This window comes from Chryseobacterium luteum (genome assembly GCF_000737785.1).
Taxonomy (GTDB): Bacteria; Bacteroidota; Bacteroidia; order Flavobacteriales; family Weeksellaceae; genus Chryseobacterium; species Chryseobacterium luteum.
Map to the genome: position 1 here is coordinate 302,396 of NZ_JPRO01000007.1, position 24,476 is coordinate 326,871.

Below are 24,476 nucleotides of genomic sequence, written 5' to 3' on the forward strand. Positions count from 1 at the left end.
TTTTACTTATTAAATATTTTCTGCCACCATTTCATTTCTTCAGCATTATATCCATATCCATACTTATTACCGTAGCCTAAAAAGTCTTTACTTACATCATTCAATACAAACGCAGCATTCTTTATTTTTTCTGAATCAATACTGTTATTTGCAAATTCCATTAGTGCTTTCTCTGTATAACCAGATCTTGATACATATAACGTAACATCAGCCATTTCAGCGATCAGAAAAGAATCAGTAACTAACATTAAAGGTGCTGTATCTAATATTATATAATCATATTTATCTTGTAATTCACTAATTAGTTCTTCATATCTACCATTCGTAAGAAGCTCTGTAGGATTAGGAGGTATACTTCCAGAATAAATGACATCAAGATAAGGGTTAAATGTTGATAGGTGAACAATCTGACTAATTTCCATATTACTATCATACAAATATTCAGTAAGTCCTAATAATCCTTTCCTTGCTGCATTATATCTCTGAAGTTGAGGATTTCTAATATCAGAGCCAATTATAAGTACCTTCTTACTTGGTGTTGCAAGGGTAAGTGCTAAATTAACAGAAATAAATGTTTTTCCTTCACCTTTTACAGTAGATGTAATAAAAACTATTTTTGCCCCTTCCTTTTTTGGAAGCATAAAATTCATATTTGTAATTAGAATCCTAAATGCTTCAGCTAAAGGTGAAAGATCATTAAGTTTTATCAGTTCATCCTGCCCTTTATTTAGGCTAGGAATTTCACCTATTACGGCCTTACCATGAGATAGGAATTCTAAATCATGCTTTGATTTCACCTTGTTATTTAGCAACTCTCTTACATAAATCAAACCAAAAGGTATCAATAATCCAATAAGTAATGCCCCTCCTAGGTAAACATTTTTTTTGGGAGCAACGGGTCTGGAAGAAGCATATGCATAATCTACAATTCTAGCTTTATCTGCAGTAACAGCTAAAGAAATCGCTGTTTCTTCTCTTTTTTCTAATAACAAAAGATAAAGATTCTCTTTTATCTGCTGTTGTCTTTCAATACTTCTAAATTTCTTTTCTTGGGATGGGATTTTTGTAATTTTCGAGTTAATTTTATTTTGTTCATCTTCATATTGGTTCTTTGCTAATTGAAGTCCGGTTCTATTTTTAATTAAGCTTTCCATGACCGAACCTTTTAAAGCTAATATCTGCTTATTCAGATCTATAATTAGTGGATTTTGGGGTGTTGCATTTTCAAGTAACCTGTTACGTTCTAAAACTAATTGATTATAAGCGGTTATATTTGCAGTAGCATTATTATTATTTAAACCAATGTTAGAAGGTAATACTTGAGAAGTACTTTGCCTTCCCATAAAATCAACTAAATTATTTGTCAATTCAAGTTGAGATTCCAAATCAATTTGTTTTGCCCTAGCCTCAGCTGAAGTTTCAAGATTAATTTTCACTTCAGTGGCTATGTCAGTAATATTATTAGCAGCCTTAAAATTTTCTTTTTCATTTTCTACTTGCCCAAGTTCATTTGATATTATATTAATTCTCTCATCAATAAAATCTTTCGTTTTCTTTGATTCTGAATTTTTATCATAAATGGCTTCATTATTATATGCAATCACTAGGTTATTAACAATATCTTTCGCTTTATCTATATTAGAATAGTCTAAAGATAACCCAATGACAGTAGCATCTTTATTTAATAAACTTACATTTAGCATCTTCTGTAAACCATCTACACAACTTTCAACGGTGGAATAAGTAAAGTATAATTCTCCTATTTCCTCTGCTTTTATTTTATTAAAGTTTGGATTTTTTAAAATCATCAAATTTGCATAAGGCAGACTAATAGTTTTATTAAACTGGGTTTTAATTTCAGGTAATTCTTTACTACTCAAAATTACATTTTGTCCTGAAATCTTGATAGAAATGGGCTCTTTAGGTCCTTGCTTATAAAGTTTTTCGTTAATGACCTGAATGATTACTGGGGATGTATCTTTATAAAGTTCTTTTGATCTAAAATTATGCTTCGAATATATTGATGTGTGTAGTCTCAATTTAATGACCACTTGCTCCATTAATTTCTTAGATTTAAAGATCTCTATCTCGTTTTCAATACTATTTGTTCCCATACCCCCAAGGCCTGATAAATCTTGTAAAACGCCGAAGTCACCTGCTACTGAGGGTACTTTTTTAGCATCTTTTATAAGTACAGATGACTTAATATTATATATTGGAGTTGCTAACTTTAAATAGAAATAAGCTATAATTAAAGATATTATAGGAATAATTATAAACCAAAACCAACTTTTCAAATAAGGTTTTGTTATTTCTTGAATATTTATTTCTTTTGATTCCTCTGCAGTTGGATTATCCATTATCTAAATTTAAAATTGTGTTTTCACCTTTACTAAGTAAAATACGTTTTTGTATTTTCTATATTATTCTTATAATCTTGCATCAATTAGATTTCTATCTATACAGGTTTTTGTATCATAGATAACAGCATTTTCTTTTTTAATATTTCCAAAATTAAGTTTTAAAAATTGATGGTGAGAAACTGCAATGATAATAGAATCATATTTCCTATCTTCAGATAGTTTATTTAAAATAGCTATTCCATATTCATTTTCTACTTCTGCTTTGTCCACCCAAGGATCAAAAATATCAACATCAATCCCTATTCTGTTAAATATTAATGTAAGTTCATTGGCAACAGAAATATTAACATCTCTTTGTGCATTTTCAATAGCTTTAGAGGCTTCTGTTACTTTAATACTTGGGGCTTTTTGGGTTCCAGCAGTAATTATTTTTCTATATAAGTTATCTATTTCTTCTACAATTTCTTTAGTGGAGCCAGAAGTTACTTTCTTTACACTTGTAAGGGTATTTACTTTATCTCCTTGATTTATTCTTTCAGGAGAATACCCAATATAAAAACTCTCATTATATTTTAACCCTGGATATTTTTCCAGTATAGGAATACATTCTTCTTCGGTACATCCAGGAAAAACTGTAGATTCATAAATAATAATATCTCCTTCTTTAATAATTCCGGATAACATTTTAGAAGCAAAAATAAGAGGACCTAAATCAGGTGTATTATATTTATTAATTGATATAGGCACAGTTACTATAAATACATTAGACTGTGAAATTTCTTCTAGCTCATTTGTGGCTTTATAGCCTAATTTTCCTCCTGTCTTAATATATTTTTTTAAGAGGTTATTAAGCTTCTCAGTGTCAGCTTCAAGTGTTATATCATGACCTCTATTCAACTGGTTAATTCTATTTCTATTAATATCAAATCCTAAAACTGGATAGTGTGTAGCAAATTCTAACGATAGTGGTAAACCTACATATCCTTGTCCAATAACCACTATTCTATATGATTTGTTTTCATCCATTATAGTATTTTATAAAGTCTTCTCTATGTGGAGCTATTTTTTAATTAAACCAACCACAACTGCCACTGCAGTAATTGCAATTGAAAATGCAGTCAGGTAGAGCCCGGTATTAGGATTTTGTTTAGAAGTTAAATCTTTTGTATTATTAGCTGCTACAATTATTGCATCTCCTTGCTTTAAGTTATAATATGGAGAATTAATTAAATTTGCATCTTGAAGATTAATTTTTCCATGGGTTACTACTCCATTTTCAGTTCTTATGACTAAAACATCTTCTCTTTTTCCATACATAGTAAGATCTCCTGCAAGACCAAGTGCATTTAAAATAGTAGCCTGCCCATTGGATATTGTATAATCTCCTTGTTTATTTACCTCCCCTAATATAGTTACCTTAAAGTTTGCAAGCCTGATATTTATAGTGGGGCTAATAACATACTGAGACATTTTATCTCTTAATTCTTCTTTAAGACCAATTAAGTTTTTATTAGTAGTATTAATTTTCCCTAACACAGGGAAATCTATATTTCCTTCCGCATCAACTATATATGTTGGACCCGAAATACTTGTAACACCCTGATTTGGTGTATTTCCTCCTGCATATGCATTTGTTTGAATTATTTCTGAAGAAGAGTAGTTTTGGTTAAAAGGTTTTACAACATCCATGTCTTTTGCTGTTACCAAAATAACTAGCTGATCTCCCACTTGTATAGTAGAGCTAGAATTTCTGGCAGATGATTCTATAGCCACTTGCCCTATATTCTGCATATAATTCAGATCATTTTTCGCATTAGGATTTGTTTTACATGAAACTAACCAAAATGCCATTAATATAACCAGTATTTTACTCTTCATATTTTAAAATTGTACAAATATATACATTTATATTTTTTCTATTTATCCAGAGCCTCGTAGATAGAGTTATTGCTCCTGAATTCCGGAACAATGGATTTCAACATCTTTACTACTTCTACCTTATCCTGCATTACAGAAGCATCTGTAATCAGAATAATCAGGCTTTCTATTTCTAAGAATTCCATGGCGGGATCTTTAGAAATCATAATTTTTTCATTATGGGTGGGAAGTGTTTTGGCGTTATCGCTTAACAGTTCTTCATAAAGTTTTTCACCAGGTCTTAATCCGGTATAGATAATTTTTATATCAATATTGGGTTCAAAGCCCGACAACTTAATCATTCTTCTCGCAAGATCAAGTATTTTTACAGGTTCTCCCATGTCAAATACGAATATCTCCCCTCCTTTTCCCATTGTTCCTGCATGAAGAACCAGCTCGCAGGCTTCCGGAATGGTCATAAAGTATCTTACGATATCAGGATGGGTAATCGTTACCGGACCTCCGGCTTCAATCTGTCTTTTAAAATGTGGAATAACCGAACCGTTTGACCCTAATACATTTCCAAACCTTGTGGTAATAAACTTTGTAGTATTTCCTTCAACATGCTGTAAAGACTGAACGAACAGCTCAGCGGCTCTTTTGGAAGCCCCCATTACATTGGTAGGATTTACAGCTTTATCGGTAGAAATCATGACAAACCTGTTCACTTTATAACGGCTTGATAAAACGGCAATATTTTTTGATCCCAAAACATTGACACGGATAGCCTCATTAGGATTTTCCTCCACCAACGGAACATGCTTATAAGCAGCAGCATGGTACACCATTGAAAAGTTATGGGCTTGAAATACAGGTTCAACTCTGTGTATATTGGACACATCAGCCAAAACAAATTTAAACCTGATATGAGGGAATTTTTCCTTCATTTCAAGTTCAATATCATAAAGCGGTGTTTCCGCCTGATCCAGAACAACAACTAATGCCGGATTAAACTGTGCTACCTGTCTTACGATTTCGCTTCCGATAGACCCGGCACCTCCTGTTACCAGTATATTTTTATTAAAGTGTCTGCTTCTGACCTCTTCGCTTTCAATTTTTATTGGCTTCCTGTTGAGAAGATCTTCGATCTGAAGATTCCTGATTGCCCCTCCCAAATCACTGTCTCTTAATTTCTGTACAGACGGCGCCTTGAATATATTTAAGTCTTTTTCCAGAAATAAATTCACCCACGAATTCATTTCATCTTTAGACATCATTTCTTTAACAATAATAACTCCATCGATAATGAGGTCTTCTTTCGTAGCTTCCTCAATTCTCTTTTTCTCGTAAATAGGTTTTCCTAATAAAGAAGCCCTTTTGGAATCCGTTCTTTGGGTAAGAAAGCCAACTACCTGGTAAGGCAGACTTGGATTATCTAAAATAGCACGGGCTATAGCGATAGACTGCTCATCTATCCCCAGTACCAGAATTCTTTTTTTCAGCGTACTCCTTCTGTATTCTCTGACGATGTGGAAAAATTCTTTTACATAAAGCCTGAATAGGAACAGTCCCATAAAAGAAATTATGAAATACAATATCAGGAATGGGGTCAGTATAAATTTTCCGCCTGTAGACCAGAAATAAATAAGATTTACCACTCCTACTACAGTCATAGTACAAAAACAGGAGATAAGAAGCTTGAAAAGATCAATAAATGTAGAATGCCTTATAATTCCGGCATAAGTTTTGAAAAAATACATAAATATTGTATTTATCAAAATAATAAAAGCAAAGATGACACTTTTATCTTCATGATAAATAAACTCTTTCTGGGTAATTTTTTCAATAGTATAAGTGGAAAGAAATAAAGATACGACCAGAATAATAATATCTATTACAAGTATTATCCATCTGGGAAGATATCTTACGTCTGAGAGATTGACAACATTATCACCTCCAAATATTTTTTTTCTAAGAGAGTTGTACATTGCCTGTATTTCTATTCATTTTTAATGGGTAATCCCTATTTTATTAATATTCGTTTCTTGATTCTACAAAATTAAAATAAAATCCTATCTATAACTTAAATAAAAAAAATAAATTTAATAAATTTTATTTTGTACTACTTCAGAAATTCTGGTTCTGCAGTCATCCGTTAAATTGCTCCCTGACGGCAAGCAAAGTCCTGCTTCAAAAAGCGTACCACATAAATTATTTCCAAAAAAGCGATATCCTTTATACAGAGGCTGGAGATGCATGGGCTTCCATAGATATCTGGTTTCTATATTATTTAGTAAAAATTCATTTTTCAGCTTTTCTTTTGAACGATCATTCTTCAGAATAACTGTATTGAGCCAATAATTAGAAAAAAAGTCACTGTTGGGTGCCGAAAAAAGATCAATATCTTCATTATTTCCAACCAGTTCTTGATAAAAATCATGGTTTTTTCTCCGCTGGCTCACTTTGTCCTCCAGGCTTTCCAGCTGTCCTCTTCCTATCCCCGCTGCCACATTATCCATCCTGTAATTATATCCTAATTCAGAATGGCTGTAAAATTCTTTGCTGTCTTTGGCTTGTGTAGCAAGGAAAAGTGCCCTGTTTTTAAGATCTTTATTTTTTGAAATCAGAACTCCGCCTCCACCAGTGGTAATAATTTTGTTTCCGTTAAAACTTATGACAGCAAGATCTCCGAAAGTTCCGCACAGCCGGTTCTTATATTTGCTGCCTAATGCTTCTGCGCTGTCTTCAATGACAGGAATTTCATATTTTTTTGAGATCTCAAGTATTTCATCCACCATGAAAGGCATCCCATACAAAGATACTGTAATGATGGCCTTTGGCTTTTTCCCTTGCTGAATGCAGTGTTTCACCGCTTCTTCCAGGGCATCCGGGCACATATTCCAGGTCTGATCTTCACTATCTACAAATACAGGAACAGCTTTGAGATAAAGAATAGGATTGGCAGTGGCCACAAAAGTAAAAGACTGGCAGATTACAAAATCCCCTTTTTCAACATTCAGTAGCCGTAATGCCAGATGAATGGCTGCAGTGCCCGAAGAGAGAGCCGTGACAAAAGAATTGTGTCCTAAATAGTTTTCCAGGCTATTTTCAAATTCATCTATATTGGAGCCGTACTGGGAGATCCGGTTGGTATCAAATGCGTTTTGTATATATTTAAGCTCACTTCCCCCCATATGAGGAGGCGAGAGCCAAATCTTATTTTTTTTCAATTATCTATTTATGTTTCGTCAAAAGTATCATTTATTTTCTCATATTCAAAACCCCTGCTCATCAAATATTTTATGGTTTTGGATTTTTTTTGATATTCATGTGTTCCTTTTTGTCTGGAATAATAATCTTCGTAGATTTTCCTGATCATTTTTACATAATCTTCTTCATCTATTTCATCAAAACAGCTGTTGATTAATTTTTCAGAGATTTGTTTCTGTTTAAGATGCATTTTGATCTTATTTCTGCCCCAGTGCTTGATGTAAAACTTTCCTCGGATATAGCTTCGCGTAAATCTTTCTTCGTTGAGATAGTTTTCTTTCAGAAGGTAGAGGATAATTTCATCTCTGGCTTCATCAATAAGCAGAAACTCTCTCATTTTTTGCTCAACCTCTGCATGACAACGGTCCTGATACACGCAGTAGTTGACCAGTTTCAGTTTTATTTCATCAAAGGTGAAAGATTTTTTCTCCATAAATAGATATGAAAAAGAATGGACAGATGCCCATTCTTTATTATAATGTTTTAAACCCAGTTAATAGTTGAACAGAGCCTTACCTTCCATCAGTTCATTTACTTTCTTTCTCACAGAACCGATAACTTCTTCATTCTTGATATTGTCAACCACCTCAGAGATTAGTCCTGCAATGGTATCCATATCGTTTTCTTTAAGGCCTCTTGTGGTGATTGCTGCAGTTCCCAGTCTGATACCGGAAGTGGTGAACGGCGACTTGTCATCAAAAGGAACCATATTTTTGTTACAAGTAATATCTGCAAGCACTAAAGCTTTTTCTGTTTCTTTTCCGTTTACATTCTTATTTCTGAGATCTACCAGCATTAAGTGGTTGTCTGTACCTCCGCTTACAATATCGAAGCCTCTGTCGGTCATAGCTTTTGACAGTGCCTGTGCATTGGCTTTAACCTGCCTGGCATAGGTTTCGAACTTACCGTCCAATGCTTCTCCGAAAGCAACTGCTTTACCGGCAATAACGTGTTCCAGCGGCCCGCCCTGAATTCCAGGGAAAACAGCTCCATCCAATACCTGGCTCATCATTTTTATTTCTCCTTTTGGTGTTTTGTGACCATACGTATTTTCGAAATCTTTCCCCATCATGATCATTCCACCTCTTGGACCTCTTAAAGTCTTGTGAGTGGTAGTAGTCACTACATGGCAATGCCCGAATGGTGAATTTAACAATCCTTTTGCCACTAAACCGGCCGGGTGAGCAATATCTGCCCAAAGTGTAGCTCCGATCTCATCTGCAACCTCTCTGAATTTAGCATAATCAAGATCTCTTGAATAGGCTGAGAAACCTGCAATAAGCATTTTCGGCCTTTCTCTCAAGGCTACTTCTCTCATCTGATCGTAATCGATAAGTCCTGTTTCTTTCTGAACACCATAAGAAACTACCTGATACTGAATCCCTGAGAAATTAACTGCTGAACCATGAGTAAGGTGTCCTCCCATTGAAAGGTCCATTCCCATGATTTTGTCTCCCGCTTTCAAAACTGCAAGATAAATGGCAGCATTAGCCTGAGATCCTGAATGCGGCTGTACATTAACGTAGTCCACACCGAAAAGTTCTTTTGCTCTGTTGATGGCCAATGTTTCAACCTCATCTACTACTTCACATCCTCCGTAATATCTTTTTCCGGGATATCCTTCAGCATATTTGTTGGTCAGCACACTTCCCACTGCTTTCATCACGTTCTCAGAAACAAAGTTTTCTGATGCAATAAGCTCTAATCCATGGGATTGTCTTTGTCTTTCTTTTTCAATCAGGTCGAAAATAATATCCATTTTACTTTTAGTTTTTGAAATTTTCCACCCCAAATGTACGGAATTTCCTGTAAGATTTCTTTATCTCAAAGTCTGATTTGGGAATAAAATTTCAGATATTATGTATTCATTTACCCATTTTCTGACTTTACTTCAGTTTATAACTTTTTTTTAAATATAAACTTGCTTTCACCAATAGGATCAATACAGGAACTTCTACTAAAGGACCGATAACCCCTACAAAAGCCTGCGATGAATGAATCCCAAAAACAGCAATACTTACCGCAATAGCCAATTCAAAATTATTTCCTGTCGCCGTAAAAGCAACCGAAACATTTTTATCGTAAGGAACTCTGAGCCATTTGTTGATTGAAAAGCTGATAAAAAACATCAATACAAAATAAATGATCAGAGGAATTGCAATTTTTACAACATCCATGGGCAGCTCCAATATTTTATCCCCTTTCAGGCTAAACATTAAAACAATTGTAAATAATAAGGCATATAAAGTAACAGGTGAGATAACTGGAATGAATTTTTGGCTATACCATTCTTTTCCTTTAAGTTTCGTTAGAAAATAACGACTTAGAAAACCTGCTAAAAAAGGGATTCCCAGATAAATTAAGACACTTTCCGTCACATCACGGATGGGTACGGAAACATTAAAATTACCCAATCCTAATTTTTGTGGAAGAATATTAATAAACAGCCATACCAGAAAACTATAGGATAAAATCTGGAAAATACTATTTAAAGCAATCAGCAAAGCTGCATATTCCCGGTTTCCTTTTGCCAGATCATTCCAGACAATAACCATTGCAATGCACCTTGCCAGGCCTATAAGGATCAGCCCGATCATAAAGTCCGGCTCATTTTTAAGAAAAATAACAGCTAAGACAAACATTAGGACAGGACCTACGACCCAGTTTAACAGTAACGAAACAGATATCACTTTTTTATCCCGGAACACTTGTGGTAATAAGCTGTAATCTACTTTCGCCAGAGGTGGATACATCATCAGGATTAATCCGATAGCTAAAGGAATATTGGTTGTACCTGAAGAAAATGAATTTGTGATTACAGAAATGCCAGGAAAAAAGTATCCCAACCCGACTCCGATTATCATGGCTAAAAAAATCCAAAGTGTTAAATACCGATCAAGAAATTTTAATTTGGTCTTCATTTTTAATGATTTATTTTGGAAAAAACATAAAACATTTCAGCCCCAATTTGCAGACTTCTTTCTCTGTATACCCCGGCTTGTCCAGGTTTGTTATCTGAAATTTTCGGATCTTCAAAGGTGACGGGAATACGTTTCTCCGCCCCTAAGATGAAAGGACAGCCTCCATCTGCCTGTGAGCAGGTCATAATGGCAGCAAAACCTGTATTTGGATTAAAAATATCATCATATTTTTTAGAAAATCCAATGACAGGTAAAGCATTTTCAGAATACTTAACTGCATATACAGGATTTTCACCTTCACTTAATTTCCAGATATGAAAACCGGCTTCCATTAATGTTTCGACAACTTTAGGAAATAAAGCTGTTGTTTCCGTACCTCCGGAATAGCAATTTACATTAGAAATTTTAAAATAAGCAGATGCAGTTTGTGCCCAGATTTGTGCAAGATGGCTTCTTCGGGAATTATGAGTACAGATAAAATTAATATTGATTGTTTCCTGGTTTCTTTTTTTCTTCTGTATAAAATCTATTAAGGGCTGCAACACGGCTTTCCTTTCATCACAGATCTCTTGAAAAAGAATTTCTTCTATATGTTTTGTCAATTTAGGATACATTCCAATCATTATAAAGGTTAATATTAGCAACAGCCTGAACCTGGTGTACAGCAGGAATCCTGATTAGCTTTCAGTTCGCTCAAGTTTATTTTTTGCTTTTCTTGGGGGATTCCACAGGCATCTGCCGCCAGACAGGCCGTCAGCTTATTTTTTAAGACAAAGTTTTTACCGTTAAATTCCAGATCGTATTTTCCAATGGTCTGATCCTGATATTCCACTTCTATTTCAAAATCTCCGATTCCCAGTTTATCTTCCGATAAATTAATAATATGTAATAATTTTCCGGGTTTAAGACGGTGTTCATAATCTTCTGCATTCCAGAGCTGGAAATTCACGCGTTCTTCTTTTCTGATGGTTCCTCCGCAGTCGATGAAGTTTTTGGTGACCATTCCTATCTCAGTAACGTGGAAGTGTTCCGGTACCAATCTTCCGTCCTCCAGCTGGAATTCTACATTTTCCAATGCCGGCAAAATGTTTTTAATGTCTGATAATTTCATAAGTCAATATTTTAATTGTTATAATGCAATATTACGATAATAGAAGTCAAAAAATTTTAGCAGCAGTTCTGCTTTTTAACGGTAGAAATGATATTTGAAAAGAAAGCATTTAAGGTTCCGAAAGCTTTCTCATCAATGCAATAGCATATTGAATTCCCCTCAATATTTCCTTTGATCAGTCCTGCATTTTTTAGTTCTTTCAGATGCTGTGAGACGGTAGGCTGAGCGAGAGGCAGTTCATTAACGATATCTCCGCATATGCATTCATTAACCTTCAGAAGATATTCAATGATGGCAATTCTCGCCGGATGTCCCAATGCTTTTGCAATGACCGCCATTTTATTCTGCTCATCCGTAAAGAAATCTGTTTTTGTAGCTCCCATATTCTATAATTATATCGCAATATTACGATAATAAATTTTCACAACAAAACTTTCAATAAAAAATCCCCACAAAAATTCCTGCAGGGATCGTTCCAAATTATAATATATGAAAATGAATCCGGTATAACTTCAAGCTTTCGTCTTCCAACCTTCTCCACTCAGGTTAATTAAAACTTTCGTCTACAAGTTCCTTATTAACGATAGCGCCTGTGAAATTCCCCTGAGCGACAGCGTTGGCAACGGATCGCATCATGGTTATATTATCCCCGCAGGCGAAAACACCGGGAATATTTGTTTTATGCATAGAATCAATTTGAATAAAACCATGTTCGGTAAGCTCACAGCCGAGATCTCCGGAAGCATTGATATTCTGTTCAAAAGGTATTTTGGCATACAGCGCCTTCAAAGAAATTTCTTTTCCGGTTTTAAAAATGATCTTCCTGATATTTCCGTTTTCATGTTCTATTTTTTCTATTTCATCTTCAACCAGGCTGATATTATTCTGAGCCAGCTTATTTTTCTGCTCTTTTGAAAGCACCGACTGTCCGTTACTGAATAAATAAAGATCTTTTGTTAAATTATGCACCAGTTTTGAAAACTCATAGCCCATATCACCGTCCGAAAGTATTCCGGTCACCTCATTTCTCACCTCATAACCGTGACAGTACGGGCAGTGCAGAACCGAAATCCCCCAACATTCTGCAAATCCGGGAATATCCGGCATGATATCCTTTACTCCGGAAGCCAGGATCAGCTTTTTAGCATAAAATTTTTCACCGGAAGCAGTTTCTGTTTCAAAGCCTTCCTCTGTTTTGGTCAATTTTACGGCAAAACCATCATGAAATTTCACTGTATCATAGGCTTCAACCTGCTCCCTTGCGAGGTCTAAAATTTCTTTTGGTGTTTTTCCGTCATGCGTAATAAAGTTATGTGAATGGGGAGTCTGCCTGTTGCAAGGCTTCCCGCTGTCGATAATCAGGGTATTTCTTACCGATCTTCCCAAAGACATCCCCGCCGATAATCCGGCATAGCTTCCTCCTATAATGATAACATCGAAACTTTTCATTTTAGCTGATAATTTATTAACCTGTACAAAGGTAAAATAAAATTTCATTAACGAAACATTGTTGCATTAATAATTTTATCATTATTTATGCTGATGAAGCATTTTAAACTGAAACAGCTGGTTTTAAACCTGTAAAAGATTTAAAACCAGCTGTCAATTTGTATATTTTTGCCGGAAAAACCAGCCTGAGAGATCAGTTTATTGCCTGAATAACTTAATCGTGTAGTCCAGAAGTTCTTTCCCGCCTATTTCCCCATGTCCCGGCATGACCATTTTGACGTCCGGATATTGGGCTTTCACTTTTTCAACGGTTTGGGACCAGGCCTGGACATTGGCATCTCCAAGATATCCTTTTGTGGCATCCATCTCTTTGATCAGGCAGCCTCCGAACATGGCTTTTTCATCCGGAATATAGGCAACGACGTTGTCTTTTGTATGGCCTTCTCCAAAGTATTTGACCAAAATTTTATGTTTTCCGGCATTCAGTGTGATGGTATCATTAAATCCGTGACCCGGTACATTTTCACCATTTTGTTTTGCCAGTTCTATGGTTTTATTATTCGCGTAAGACGGGATATTATTTTTATCAAATTCTTTCAGCCCGCCTACACAGTCATCATGGAAATGGGTTGCGACAACGGAATTCACTTTTGAATGAAGGCTATTCCTGATCCAGGCAATCAATTCTCCGGTACTTTTATCATTGGTGGGAGTGTCCAGAATTACGGTTTCATTTCCGTCTTTTACAATCATTCCGTTACATTCCACTTTTCCAAAGGAGTCTGTGTTCAGATAGGAAATGTGCTGGTAAATATCACCGGAAAGCTGAATAATGGAAAGGTTATCTGTTTTATACACCACTTTGGCCTTTTCGAACTTTTTCTGGGAGCTGCAGCTTAAAAAGAATAGTGCTGAGGATAAAAATACAATTTTGGATAGTGATTTCATAGATTCATTAGAATTACAGTAAAATTAGAAAATATTTTCCGCCCTGATTTACTTCAGCATAGTTAATTAAGTGTTAATATCCATGCTTCACTTCATTGATTTCATCGCGTAGCTTTGGGTTAATATCAATTTTTGCTCCTTTAAAACTAAAGATCGTGGTTCCTTTTTCCCTGGCAAATTTATTGACAACGGAATCTGCGGCTTTGGAGCTTTCGAAATAGGGGCCTGTTTCTGTTAACTCATCATCTTCTTTGGAAAAATCTTTTACCCGGATCAGGTTGTCATATTTTTTGCTGAGATCAAACCAATCGATATAATCTGCATTGAAGGAAACTGCCTGTATTCCTTCCCGGGAATAATAATTAATGGCTCCTGCCTGTCCGTAACTGTCGCAAAGAACTAAAGTTCTGCCAGTCCCGGAAAGCCGTGAATATTCTTTATCAACTTTACGGGCAAGCTCTTTCCATCCCATCATGTCTGCAAAATCCTGAGGCAACGCATGATCTTTACCGTCTTCCCAACGGAGCAATCCCATTTTTTTATATTTTCCGGGATGGCTGACGATGTATTCAGGACTTTTATTGGGAAAAGCAATATCATACAGGGGCAGAAACAGCAGGACAGGTATCAGGATAAAGACAGGCTTCAGAAACTTTTCCCAGCCTTTTTCAAAAGTATGCGCCAAAAAAACAGACCCAAATGCTATGAAAACTGGATAAAGCCCAACGGCATAATAATCTTTGGCCCTGAAAAATAAAAACAGGCCAATTGTCATGACATACATCCAAAAAAAGGATCTGAATTTCTGAAACGGTTTATAAAAAAGCAGGGCATAAAATCCTGCCAGGATCACCAATAGCGAACCTATAAAGAAAAGGATCTGAGATTTAAGGAAATCCAGCCTGTTAACGTGTACCAATTGTCTTTCATTAAGCTCTTTCATGTGATGAACAACCGGGAAATCATAATGGTACTGCCACAACAGATTGGGAAGCATAATCAATAAAGCGAGCAATGCTGCTCCATAAAGATGAGGCTGAGCAAAAACCTTTCTTTGTTTCGTCAATAGAATGGCAGGAATAATTCCCAACACGGAAAAGGCGATATTATATTTATTGAGAAAACCTACTGCAAAGGTCACTGCAGCAATGTAGAGCCATTTCACTTTTCCTGAATTAAAATACAGGATCAATACATAATAGATAAGTGTCCACAGCAGTACCTCCAGAGAAACCGGCTGAAAAAACATGTTGATACGCAGAAGCACTGAAAGCAGAATACCTGTTGAAGCCAGAATTTTGGCGTACAAATTTCCCTGAAGCTCTTCAACTATTTTCCATACAACGGCAATGGTCAGTGCTCCGAAGAGTGCCGGGAAAAATTTCACCCAAAATACGGACTCACCAGGTATTTTAATGAGCCAGGCCAGCCATGAGTTCACAGGGGGAACGGAAAGATATCCCCAAGCCAGATGACTGCCCTGATCCAGATGAAGGAATTCGTCTCTGTGAAGTTCGTATTCAGGGCTGATGAGTGAATACTGAAGGATGAATTTTGCAGTGATAAAGAAAAAGAGAAGTAGGTGGTCTTTCTTCATGGTTCATTATGCATTATGGTTATTGCTTCTTGTAAGACAATTTATTACAAATATCTATTACATCAGTTTAATCAAACAAAAATCCTGAGAAAAAATTCCCCAGGATCTTACAGTTAAATATATAGTGATCGTTTACTATTTTTTCTTTTCTTTAAGCTCCTCTTTGTCTTTATCGGAAGGGTTCCATACTTTCACATCGGAGTCTTTGGTGATTCCTGAAAGGATTTGTACATTGATCCCGTCGCTGGCACCTAATTTTACATATACTTTTTTGAATTTTCCGTCCGGCTGCTTCACTTCTACAAAAGGAGTGTCTTTCCCGTTTTTCTTTTCGTACTGAATAAGTGATTCATCCAATAGCAATGCATTTTTTTCGGATTTCAAAACAATTTCGCCGTTGGCAGAAAATCCGGCCCTGATGTATTCGTTGTTAGGGTTGTTTACATCGCCTTCTACCGGGAATTTTATGGTTCCCAGGTTATCTTTTCCTTTAGGAGCAATCATGGTCAGTTTTCCCGGGAACGTTTTGTTCTGAAGGGCACCGATTACGATTTTCATATCCATTCCCTGCTTCAGTTTTCCTGCCTGGGCTTCGTCTATTTCTCCCTGGAAGATCAAAGAATTAAGGTCTGCAATGGAGCAGATAGTGGTCCCCGCGTTGAATGAGTTGGCCTCGATCACCTGGCTTCCTACTTTTACAGGAACTTCAAGAACGGTCCCTGCTGCTTTGGAACGGATCTGTGTTGTCGCCAGCCCCTGAAGCTCAGGAATAGCTCCCGTTTTTACAATCTGCAATCTTTTTTGGGCTGTAGCCAGCTGCTGATTGGCATTTCTGAGGGCCTGCTGCTGTGAAAACAGCTGCTGCTGTGAGTTTAAATACTCCTGCTTGGAAATAACGCCCTGCTTATACAGCTTTTCCTGCATAGCATATTGCTTCTGAATATTATCTACATTCATTTTGGCATTGCTTATCTGCAGCTGGGAGTTCACCACTTCCTGCTGAGCATTGTTGACCTCAGCAATATTAGGGATGATTCTTACTGTGGCGATCAGTTGTCCTGCCGTTACTTTATCTCCTTCATCTACGAGAATTTTCTCAATGATTCCTGCAATATTGGGCTTGATTTCGATCTCTTCTTTTGGGACGATCTTGCCTGTTGCCATTACCTTGTCTTCCATGTTCTGGTACTTTGGTTTTCTGGTCAGGAAAGCTTCACTCTGTTTAGAATTGGATTTTACGAGATACGCGATCCCGAAGAACAATGCCACTGCAAATAAAAGCCCCAGTACAATATAAATGGCTTTTTTCCAAGTGAATTTCTTTTTCATATATCTAGTTTATTTTTTACTATTAAGGTTTTTTAACTGATTTAAATATTTAAGAATTTAAACATTAAAAAAATCTGTCATTATTTTCAAATTACTACATCAACCTATTCCCACATTATTATTCTGATCTCAGGGCTTCAATCGGGCGGATCTTTACCGCACGCTGTGCCGGGATCATCCCGATAATAAGGCCAAGAATCACCATTACAGCCATGGCCCCGAAAACGTTTCCATAATTTACAGTCGGGTTGTAAAATGGAAATTCATCCTGGTTCTGGGTCACCATATTTAAAATGATCAGAACAAATATCCCACACATAAACCCGAGGATCCCGGATGAGAGTGTAATGACAACGCTTTCCAAAAGGATCTGGTTTCTTACTTCAGCCGGTTTTGCCCCTAAGGCTCTGCGTATCCCGATTTCTTTGGTTCTTTCTTTCACGGTGATCAGGAGGATATTCGAGATGGCGATAACTCCTGCAAGAATGGTAAGCGTTCCTACGATAATCGTTAAAAGCTGCATCCCTGTAAGGAAACCTGTGAGTTTTTTAAATTCTTTTCCCAGGTTGAAGCTTCCAAAGGCATTGGTATCTTCGGGAGATACTTTATTTTTAGTCTTCAGCATCTGCTTCACATCTTCTTCTACTCCATTCACATTAGCGTTGGGCTTGCTTACGATGGCAAACATGTCAATCTGCTCTCCTGCGTTATACATTTTGGTATAGGTTGAAAGCGGAATAAAAGCCGTCCGGTCATTTTCAAAACCGCCACCTTTTTTCACTCTGAAAACACCGATCACATTAAAGAATATACCTTTTATATTGACCTGCATCCCAACGGGATTTTCTTTTTTCTTGGCATTAAAGAAATTCTTGTAAATTTCTTCTCCAATCACTACTACATTTTTATTTCCCATAACATCGGCATCGTTGAGATAACGTCCGAAAATAAGTTTCTTTTCAGAGATTTTATTTCCCACCGAATAATCTCCGGTAAGGGAATAGGTAGCGCTTTTACCGTTTCTTGACATGGATTCGCCGGGTGTTCCGGTAAAGCTTCCTCTGGCATTTTGCGGGGAGATATAATCTATGGCATTCACTTTTCTTTTCAGCATTTCCATATCGGATAGCTGGAGGTGAACTTCTCTTCCTTTTGGGAATCCCTCATAGGGAATAGAGGTTTTCTGAGCCCAGAGAAAAATAGAGTTGGTTGCAAACCCGGAAAATAATTTATCAAAACCGTTTTCCATGCCTTTTGCCGCTCCAAGAAGACTCACATACAAAAACATTCCCCATCCTACACCAATCATGGTAAGGAACGTGCGGAGCTTATTATTCCTCAGTGAATAATAAATTTCCTGCCAAGTATCTTTTTTAAATAAAATGTTCACTTCTTTGAGTTATAAGTTTATACTATAATTGATAAATCATAAATGATAATTGATGAGCGGTAGAACTGAAAGTTATTTTTTCATCTTTTTAATTATCATAAGGATATCATTATTCGGTTCTCAATGCTTCTATCGGCTTGATCCTTGAGGCTCTGTATGCCGGAACAAATCCAGCAATAAGCCCTGAGCAAACCAGTGCTATGAATGCCATCAGGATCGTTCCCCATCCTACACTCGGACTTTTAATAAAATATTCTTCGAGGCTGTCTCCTATTAAGCTCAGCGCCAATACACCTACCGCAACTCCAATAATTCCTGAAACTACCGTTATCACGACACTTTCCTGTACAATAAGAGCTACAATACTTCTGGGTTTGGCTCCAATAGCTTTGCGGACACCGATCTCCTTGGTTCTTTCTTTTACAATGTACACCATGATATTACTGATCCCGATAATTCCTGCCAACAGGGTTCCCAATCCGATAAACCCTACAATAATGGTAAGCACTGCCATAAACTGGAAGGTCTCATTCATGTTTTGGGCGTTATTCCATACACGGACTCCGTTTTCATCATCAGGAGCAACATTTTTCCTGGCTTTCAACCTGTCTTTAAGCTCATCACCATATTTAATGGCTTCCTGGGGAGTCAGCTTTTCATTATAGGCAATATATGCGGTGGACACTGTGTCCGAGCCTTTTTTCATCTGCTGAAGGGTAGTAATGGGAACGGAAATATGCCTTTCGTCCCAGTCTCCTCCGTCATCGGAAAATACCCCTACTACTTTGAACATGGTTCCATTGATGTTCAGGTCTTTCCCTATCGGGCTTCCGTTCTTGATGAGGTCACGCTGAACCATTCTTCCTATTACCGCTACATTCTGCTTTCTTTCAAGGTCCATAGGCGAAAGATAACGTCCGTCCAGCATCTTTCTGTTCTCAATGATCTTTTCTCCCGGTTCTGCCCCGTTGATCTGGTAAGTACCGCTTTCTTTGCCGTATTTTACCATTAAGCTGGTAGTATATCTTGGGCTGGCATCGCCTACTTTTTCTTTATCTGTATTGATCAGGAAATCGTAATCTTCATTATCCATCGTGACCGTCCTGTCAGACTGAAGTCCTTTGTAAGCGAGCGTGGTTTTGCCTGTATAGATCGTGATAAGATTCTGTGCATCTCTTGCAAAACCTTCGGTAAAAGCATTCTGAAGCCCTTTCCCTATTCCGAAAAGAACGACAAAAATAAACAGCCCCAAAGCCACCGTAAACCCCGAAAGCACCGTCCGCAATACATTGCTGCGGATAGAACTGAATATTTCCTGCCAACGATCTAGGTCAAACATAGTTTTATTTTTTACTTTGTAAAAAGTCAATTAACTGCGTTGTGAATTTTCTCCGAAGTCAATTAACCCTGTTGTCAATAGTAAGTTGTTTTTATAGTAAATTATTTCTAATTTTCAATTCACTTTTATTCTATTAACAATTCACTTTCTCTATTTCTTTTTCAACATTCCGCTTAATAAGATAAATGTTGTTTTTATTAAATTTTCAATTTTTCCCAGCTCTTCTTTTTTGATATAATTACAGTCTATAACGATATCAAAACAGGAATCCAGTTCTATCACCGAACCTCTGGCTATTTCAAAATATCTTTTTCTTTCAATTTCCGATTTTCTGGAACATCCTTCCGTTATATTTAACACCACCGACGTTGAAGCTCTGCGTATCTGATCAGTAAGATTAAATCGTTCACTATCCGGAATTAAGGATAAAATTTTATAACATTCAATTCTTAACTGTCTGGCCGATTGATAAACATCGAGTTTATAATGGTTCAGATTTAAAAACATGATTACTTTTTTCCATTTTCATTTGTGTGTATTTTTGTTAACTTAATTAATTTGAAATTGATGATCCACCCATTCACAATTGACTTACGAAGCAAAATTCACCATTCACTTATAAAACAATCTGCTTGATAAACTCATCACTTTCGATGATGCCATCCTTCAGTATTACGTTTCGTTTGGTTTGTGCGGCTACATCAGGTTCGTGGGTTACAACGATGATGGTTCGCCCTTCATTATTGATGTCCTGAAGAAGCTTCATAATATCATGTGTTGTTTTTGAATCCAGTGCTCCGGTTGGTTCATCGGCCAGGACCACTTTAGGATCTGTAATCAGTGCTCTTGCAATGGCCACCCTCTGTTTCTGTCCTCCCGAAAGTTCGTTGGGAAGGTGACCGGCCCATTGGGCAAGACCTACTTTCTCCAGGTATTCCAATGCTTTCTGGTTACGTTCTTTTCTGGGAACATTCTGGTAGTATAAAGGAAGTGCTACATTTTCCAGAGCTGTTTTATAGCTGATCAGGTTGAAAGACTGGAAAATAAAGCCCAGAAACTTGCTTCTGTACTCTGCCGCTTTCACTTCAGACAGATGCTCAATCGGAACATTATCCAGCTCATAAGTTCCCGAATCTTTTTCATCCAGAATACCGATGATATTAAGAAGCGTAGATTTTCCGGAACCGGAACTCCCCATAATGGAAACAAACTCGCCCTCGGAAATATTAAGATTAATCCCCTTAAGAACGTGCAGCTTGCTTTTCCCTGTATCGTATGATTTATGTAAATCCTGAATTACTAACATTAAGTGGTACTTGTTTTATACCCAATAAGTAGATGTTATTTTCAATTTGTTACAAGAAGAATAATATATTCAAATATTTTATTGTTTAATATATTTATCCTTTATTTAAAGTACATTACGCGAAAGTGTTTAACTGTAATTGTAATTTTTCATTTATTTTTTACCTATAACCCCGTCTAAGCCATTATCTGCGCTGGTTTCATGTAAATGTGGAAAACTTTTACAGTTAAAACTCAGCCAATTAGTATTTACCCCTTTCAAAATCATTTCTTTTTTTCGAACTTTGTCACTAGTTCTTTACAAGAAACCGAGATTCATCAATGTGAATATGTTTCATATGTAAGTACCAAACATACAGGAATTTAAGCATTATTTCACCGTTATCCACAGTGATGCTGATTATTTAATTTTAAAGCTATTTTAATATGGGAATTTTCGATAAGAGAGTAAGTTACAAGCCATTTGAATACCCTGAGGTTCTTCAGTTTGTAGAGGCGATCAACAAATCGTTCTGGGTGCATTCGGAAGTGGATTTTACTGCAGATGTTCAGGATTTTCATTCGCAGTTAGAGCCGCACGAAAAACATGCTGTGAAAAATGCACTGTTAGCCATTGCACAGATCGAGGTGTCCGTAAAGACATTCTGGGGAAACCTATACAATCACTTGCCAAAACCTGAATTCAACGGCCTTGGAGCTACTTTTGCAGAATGCGAATTCCGTCACTCCGAAGCCTATTCCCGATTGGTGGAGGTACTGGGATACAACGAAGAATTTTCCAATGTTATAGAAATTCCTGCCGTGAAAAAGAGAATTGACTTCCTGTCAAACGTTCTGAAGCACGCCAATTCTACAACACCGAAAGAATACGTATCTTCTCTTTTGTTATTCAGTATCCTGATCGAAAATGTATCGCTTTTCTCACAATTTGCGATCATCCTTTCTTTCACAAGATTCAAAGGATACATGAAGAACGTTTCCAATATCATCGCATGGACATCCGTTGACGAGCAAATTCACGCCAATGCAGGAATTTACCTGATCAACAAGATCCGTGAGGAACAGCCGGACCTGTTGACAGATTCAGATATCGAGGACATCTACACATTGGTAGATCAGTCCATTGAGCTGGAAGGTGAAATTATTGACTGGATCTTTGAACTGGGAGAATTAAGCTTTTTCTCAAAAGAAGACCTTCTGAACTTCATGAAGTACCGTGTAGATGACAGTTTAAAGAAAATCGACATGGAAACCCGTTATAATATTTCTCCCGAGCAATACCGTCCGATGAAATGGTTTGAAGAGGAAGTTTTTGCGAACTCTATGGATGATTTCTTTGCCAAAAGACCGGTAGATTATACAAAACACGATAAGAGTATTACAGCGAACGATTTATTTTAATTAAACAGGGCGCGAGCGAAGCGAGCGTCAGGGCAGATAGTATTAGCAATATTATGATGAGCCTATACAAACATTTATCGGAATAAAATTTCTTCATTCCCCGGAATGACAAAACAATTCAAACCACAAGAATGATCAATGTAATCGTAACCTACACCGTAAAACCCGAATATGTTTCGGAAAACAAAAATCATATTCAAAAGTTTCTGGATGATTTTAAAAATCTGGATCAGGAAACATTTGAATACAAGGTTTATTTAAAAGAAGACGGGGTTACTTTTGTACATTATTCAAACTATATCAATGAAGAAGTTCAGCATGAGGTTTTAAACGTACCTTCTTTTAAGGAGTTTCAGCGATTAAGAGATGAAAGCGGCCTGAACGGGACGCACAAAGTGGAAATATTACAATCAATATAAAAAGCAACAAAATTCCGGAGCATAAACACTGTTCCGGAATTCGAAAATATAACATCTATGGAAGAACAAAATTCAAATATATGGTGGCTCAATGAAGAGTCTGAGCAGATGCTGAACAGAGGGTATCTGTTAAAAGGGGAAACTGTGGACGGAGCCATCGACAGAATCACCACTGCTGCCGCAAAAAAATTATATAAACCGGAACTGCAACCCGCTTTCAAGGAAATGATCGTGAAAGGATGGATCAGCTTCTCTTCTCCGGTTTGGGCAAACATGGGAACACAGAGAGGTCTTCCTATCTCATGTTTCAACGTTCATATTCCGGACAGCATTGAAGGAATTACCCACAAAATGGGTGAAGTGATCATGCAGACAAAAATCGGAGGCGGAACTTCAGGGTATTTCGGAGAACTTAGAAACAGAGGAACTGCTGTAACAGATAACGGAAAATCTTCAGGAGCCGTTTCGTTCATGAAATTATTCGATACTGCGATGGATGTTGTTTCTCAGGGAGGCGTAAGAAGAGGTGCTTTTGCTGCTTATCTGGATGTAGACCACGGTGACATTGAAGAATTCTTATCCATCAAAGATATCGGAAGCCCTATTCAAAACTTATTTACAGGGATCTGCGTTCCTGATTACTGGATGCAGGATATGATAGACGGGGATATGGATAAGCGTAAAGTCTGGGCGAGAGTTCTTGAAAGCCGTCAGCAGAAAGGTCTTCCTTATATTTTCTTTACCGATAACGTTAACAGAAATAAGCCACAGGTTTATAAGGATTTAGGAATGACCGTGAATGCAAGTAACCTTTGCTCTGAAATCATGCTTCCTTCTACCAGAGAAGAATCTTTCATCTGCTGTTTATCTTCTATGAATTTAGAACTGTATGACGAGTGGAAAGATACAGACGCTGTAAAATTAGCTGTTTATTTCCTTGATGCTGTTTTAACAGAATTCATCGAAAAAACGGAAGGCAACTACTACCTGCAGGGAGCCAGAAACTTCGCACTGCGTCACAGAGCGCTTGGATTGGGAGTTTTAGGATACCACTCTTATTTACAGAAAAATATGATTCCGTTTGAAAGTTTTGAGGCCACTCAGTTCAATGCAAGAGCTTTCAAACATATCAAAGAGCAGGCGGAAACAGCTTCAAGAGAATTAGCCAACATCTACGGCGAACCTGAATTATTGAAAGGTTACGGGTTGAGAAATACGACAACAATGGCTATCGCTCCTACCACTTCAAGTTCTGCGATCTTAGGACAGACGTCTCCCGGAATTGAGCCGTTTGCTTCCAACTATTATAAAGCCGGTCTTGCCAAAGGAAACTTTATGCGTAAGAACAAATATTTAGCAAAATTACTGGAAGAGAAAGGTCTTGATAATGAAGAAACGTGGAGAACAATCATGCTGAACCACGGTTCCGTACAGCATCTGAAAGAGCTAACGGACGAAGAGAAAGCAGTATTCAAAACATTCAAAGAGATTTCTCCGATGGAAATTATCTCGCAGGCTGCTCAAAGACAGCAATATATTGACCAGGCTCAGTCTCTGAACCTACAGATTCCTTCTACGATGCCTGTAAAAGATGTGAACTATCTTTATATTGAGGCCTGGAAAAAAGGAGTAAAAACACTGTATTATCAAAGAAGTTCTTCAGTCTCTAAAGAAATGATGGTTAATTTTGTTAGCTGTTCTGCTTGTGAAGCTTAGTAATAATTAATATCAGCATACTAAAGCACGCTTTTCAGCGTGCTTTTTTGTTGTTCAAAAA

At 36.9% G+C, this 24,476-nt stretch carries 22 protein-coding genes; 3 read left to right on the forward strand and 19 right to left on the reverse strand.

The annotated features are described in order from the left end of the window. Positions 1–2: 2 nt before the first annotated feature. From IX38_RS10740 to IX38_RS10830, 19 genes are all read right to left on the reverse strand, one after another. A complete protein-coding gene (locus tag IX38_RS10740; RefSeq protein WP_034704673.1) occupies positions 3–2,360 on the reverse strand; it encodes a GumC family protein in 2,358 nt (785 codons plus the stop codon). Positions 2,361–2,429: 69 nt separating this feature from the next. After that, positions 2,430–3,389 carry a nucleotide sugar dehydrogenase gene (locus IX38_RS10745; protein WP_034704675.1) on the reverse strand — a complete coding sequence of 320 codons (960 nt, stop codon included), beginning with the start codon at positions 3,387–3,389 and terminating at the stop codon, positions 2,430–2,432. Positions 3,390–3,422: 33 nt separating this feature from the next. Continuing rightward, on the reverse strand, positions 3,423–4,241 hold the full coding sequence (locus tag IX38_RS10750; RefSeq protein ID WP_034704677.1) for a polysaccharide biosynthesis/export family protein: 819 nt from the start codon (positions 4,239–4,241) through the stop codon (positions 3,423–3,425). 38 nt (positions 4,242–4,279) lie between these two features. Then, positions 4,280–6,208 (reverse strand): polysaccharide biosynthesis protein, encoded by a 1,929-nt coding sequence (locus IX38_RS10755; protein WP_034704680.1) that lies wholly within the window; start codon positions 6,206–6,208, stop codon positions 4,280–4,282. Between the two features lie 114 nt (positions 6,209–6,322). After that, a complete protein-coding gene (locus IX38_RS10760; protein WP_228377937.1) occupies positions 6,323–7,450 on the reverse strand; it encodes an aminotransferase class I/II-fold pyridoxal phosphate-dependent enzyme in 1,128 nt (375 codons plus the stop codon). A gap of 8 nt (positions 7,451–7,458) precedes the next feature. Next, a complete protein-coding gene (locus IX38_RS10765; protein ID WP_051884632.1) occupies positions 7,459–7,923 on the reverse strand; it encodes a regulatory protein RecX in 465 nt (154 codons plus the stop codon). A gap of 60 nt (positions 7,924–7,983) precedes the next feature. Continuing rightward, complete coding sequence (glyA, locus tag IX38_RS10770; RefSeq protein WP_034704808.1) at positions 7,984–9,249, reverse strand: serine hydroxymethyltransferase; 1,266 nt, start codon at positions 9,247–9,249, stop codon at positions 7,984–7,986. A gap of 127 nt (positions 9,250–9,376) precedes the next feature. After that, positions 9,377–10,411 carry an ACR3 family arsenite efflux transporter gene (gene arsB, locus IX38_RS10775; RefSeq protein WP_034704685.1) on the reverse strand — a complete coding sequence of 345 codons (1,035 nt, stop codon included), beginning with the start codon at positions 10,409–10,411 and terminating at the stop codon, positions 9,377–9,379. A 2-nt stretch (positions 10,412–10,413) separates the two neighbouring features. Continuing rightward, complete coding sequence (locus IX38_RS10780) at positions 10,414–11,025, reverse strand: low molecular weight phosphatase family protein (protein ID WP_034704810.1); 612 nt, start codon at positions 11,023–11,025, stop codon at positions 10,414–10,416. A gap of 23 nt (positions 11,026–11,048) precedes the next feature. Beyond that, positions 11,049–11,522, reverse strand: coding sequence for a DUF6428 family protein (locus tag IX38_RS10785; protein WP_034704687.1), 474 nt, complete (start codon positions 11,520–11,522; stop codon positions 11,049–11,051). Positions 11,523–11,578: 56 nt separating this feature from the next. Beyond that, a complete protein-coding gene (locus IX38_RS10790; protein ID WP_034704688.1) occupies positions 11,579–11,905 on the reverse strand; it encodes an ArsR/SmtB family transcription factor in 327 nt (108 codons plus the stop codon). Positions 11,906–12,068: 163 nt separating this feature from the next. After that, positions 12,069–12,971: an NAD(P)/FAD-dependent oxidoreductase gene (locus IX38_RS10795; protein ID WP_034704689.1), complete on the reverse strand. Its 903-nt coding sequence runs from the start codon at positions 12,969–12,971 to the stop codon at positions 12,069–12,071. 198 nt (positions 12,972–13,169) lie between these two features. Further along, entirely contained in the window at positions 13,170–13,919 is a 750-nt protein-coding gene (gene bla, locus IX38_RS10800; protein ID WP_034704691.1) for a subclass B1 metallo-beta-lactamase, read from the reverse strand. Positions 13,920–13,992: 73 nt separating this feature from the next. After that, the gene (locus IX38_RS10805; RefSeq protein WP_034704692.1) at positions 13,993–15,516 is read right to left on the reverse strand and encodes a glycosyltransferase family 39 protein; all 1,524 of its coding nucleotides are present in this window, start codon (positions 15,514–15,516) and stop codon (positions 13,993–13,995) included. Between the two features lie 135 nt (positions 15,517–15,651). Next, a complete protein-coding gene (locus IX38_RS10810; RefSeq protein WP_034704693.1) occupies positions 15,652–16,845 on the reverse strand; it encodes an efflux RND transporter periplasmic adaptor subunit in 1,194 nt (397 codons plus the stop codon). 118 nt (positions 16,846–16,963) lie between these two features. Beyond that, a complete protein-coding gene (locus IX38_RS10815) occupies positions 16,964–18,235 on the reverse strand; it encodes an ABC transporter permease (protein ID WP_034704694.1) in 1,272 nt (423 codons plus the stop codon). 109 nt (positions 18,236–18,344) lie between these two features. Beyond that, positions 18,345–19,574 (reverse strand): ABC transporter permease, encoded by a 1,230-nt coding sequence (locus IX38_RS10820; protein ID WP_034704697.1) that lies wholly within the window; start codon positions 19,572–19,574, stop codon positions 18,345–18,347. 150 nt (positions 19,575–19,724) lie between these two features. Beyond that, on the reverse strand, positions 19,725–20,081 hold the full coding sequence (locus IX38_RS10825; RefSeq protein WP_034704701.1) for a four helix bundle protein: 357 nt from the start codon (positions 20,079–20,081) through the stop codon (positions 19,725–19,727). A gap of 109 nt (positions 20,082–20,190) precedes the next feature. Further along, positions 20,191–20,880: an ABC transporter ATP-binding protein gene (locus IX38_RS10830; protein WP_034704703.1), complete on the reverse strand. Its 690-nt coding sequence runs from the start codon at positions 20,878–20,880 to the stop codon at positions 20,191–20,193. A gap of 425 nt (positions 20,881–21,305) precedes the next feature. Between IX38_RS10830 and IX38_RS10835 the strand changes: the two genes are divergently transcribed. The 3 genes from IX38_RS10835 (at position 21,306) to IX38_RS10845 (ending at position 24,415) form a co-directional block, all read left to right on the forward strand. Next, the gene (locus IX38_RS10835; protein WP_034704705.1) at positions 21,306–22,280 is read left to right on the forward strand and encodes a ribonucleotide-diphosphate reductase subunit beta; all 975 of its coding nucleotides are present in this window, start codon (positions 21,306–21,308) and stop codon (positions 22,278–22,280) included. A gap of 131 nt (positions 22,281–22,411) precedes the next feature. Further along, positions 22,412–22,699, forward strand: a complete 288-nt coding sequence (locus IX38_RS10840) for a hypothetical protein (protein WP_034704708.1) — start codon at positions 22,412–22,414, stop codon at positions 22,697–22,699. 48 nt (positions 22,700–22,747) lie between these two features. After that, positions 22,748–24,415 carry a ribonucleoside-diphosphate reductase subunit alpha gene (locus tag IX38_RS10845; protein WP_262483445.1) on the forward strand — a complete coding sequence of 556 codons (1,668 nt, stop codon included), beginning with the start codon at positions 22,748–22,750 and terminating at the stop codon, positions 24,413–24,415. Positions 24,416–24,476: the final 61 nt, after the last annotated feature.

Coding starts and splice junctions, on each gene's coding strand:
- IX38_RS10830 (WP_034704703.1), bottom strand. CDS start 20,880: ATGTTAGTAATTCAGGATTTACATAAATCATACGATACAGGGAAAAGC.
- IX38_RS10780 (WP_034704810.1), bottom strand. CDS start 11,025: ATGTATCCTAAATTGACAAAACATATAGAAGAAATTCTTTTTCAAGAG.
- IX38_RS10820 (WP_034704697.1), bottom strand. CDS start 19,574: ATGTTTGACCTAGATCGTTGGCAGGAAATATTCAGTTCTATCCGCAGC.
- IX38_RS10795 (WP_034704689.1), bottom strand. CDS start 12,971: ATGAAAAGTTTCGATGTTATCATTATAGGAGGAAGCTATGCCGGATTA.
- IX38_RS10755 (WP_034704680.1), bottom strand. CDS start 6,208: ATGTACAACTCTCTTAGAAAAAAAATATTTGGAGGTGATAATGTTGTC.
- IX38_RS10765 (WP_051884632.1), bottom strand. CDS start 7,923: ATGGAGAAAAAATCTTTCACCTTTGATGAAATAAAACTGAAACTGGTC.
- IX38_RS10840 (WP_034704708.1), top strand. CDS start 22,412: ATGATCAATGTAATCGTAACCTACACCGTAAAACCCGAATATGTTTCG.
- arsB (WP_034704685.1), bottom strand. CDS start 10,411: ATGAAGACCAAATTAAAATTTCTTGATCGGTATTTAACACTTTGGATT.
- IX38_RS10835 (WP_034704705.1), top strand. CDS start 21,306: ATGGGAATTTTCGATAAGAGAGTAAGTTACAAGCCATTTGAATACCCT.
- IX38_RS10810 (WP_034704693.1), bottom strand. CDS start 16,845: ATGAAAAAGAAATTCACTTGGAAAAAAGCCATTTATATTGTACTGGGG.
- IX38_RS10745 (WP_034704675.1), bottom strand. CDS start 3,389: ATGGATGAAAACAAATCATATAGAATAGTGGTTATTGGACAAGGATAT.
- IX38_RS10785 (WP_034704687.1), bottom strand. CDS start 11,522: ATGAAATTATCAGACATTAAAAACATTTTGCCGGCATTGGAAAATGTA.
- IX38_RS10750 (WP_034704677.1), bottom strand. CDS start 4,241: ATGAAGAGTAAAATACTGGTTATATTAATGGCATTTTGGTTAGTTTCA.
- IX38_RS10790 (WP_034704688.1), bottom strand. CDS start 11,905: ATGGGAGCTACAAAAACAGATTTCTTTACGGATGAGCAGAATAAAATG.
- IX38_RS10805 (WP_034704692.1), bottom strand. CDS start 15,516: ATGAAGAAAGACCACCTACTTCTCTTTTTCTTTATCACTGCAAAATTC.
- glyA (WP_034704808.1), bottom strand. CDS start 9,249: ATGGATATTATTTTCGACCTGATTGAAAAAGAAAGACAAAGACAATCC.
- IX38_RS10740 (WP_034704673.1), bottom strand. CDS start 2,360: ATGGATAATCCAACTGCAGAGGAATCAAAAGAAATAAATATTCAAGAA.
- bla (WP_034704691.1), bottom strand. CDS start 13,919: ATGAAATCACTATCCAAAATTGTATTTTTATCCTCAGCACTATTCTTT.
- IX38_RS10825 (WP_034704701.1), bottom strand. CDS start 20,081: ATGTTTTTAAATCTGAACCATTATAAACTCGATGTTTATCAATCGGCC.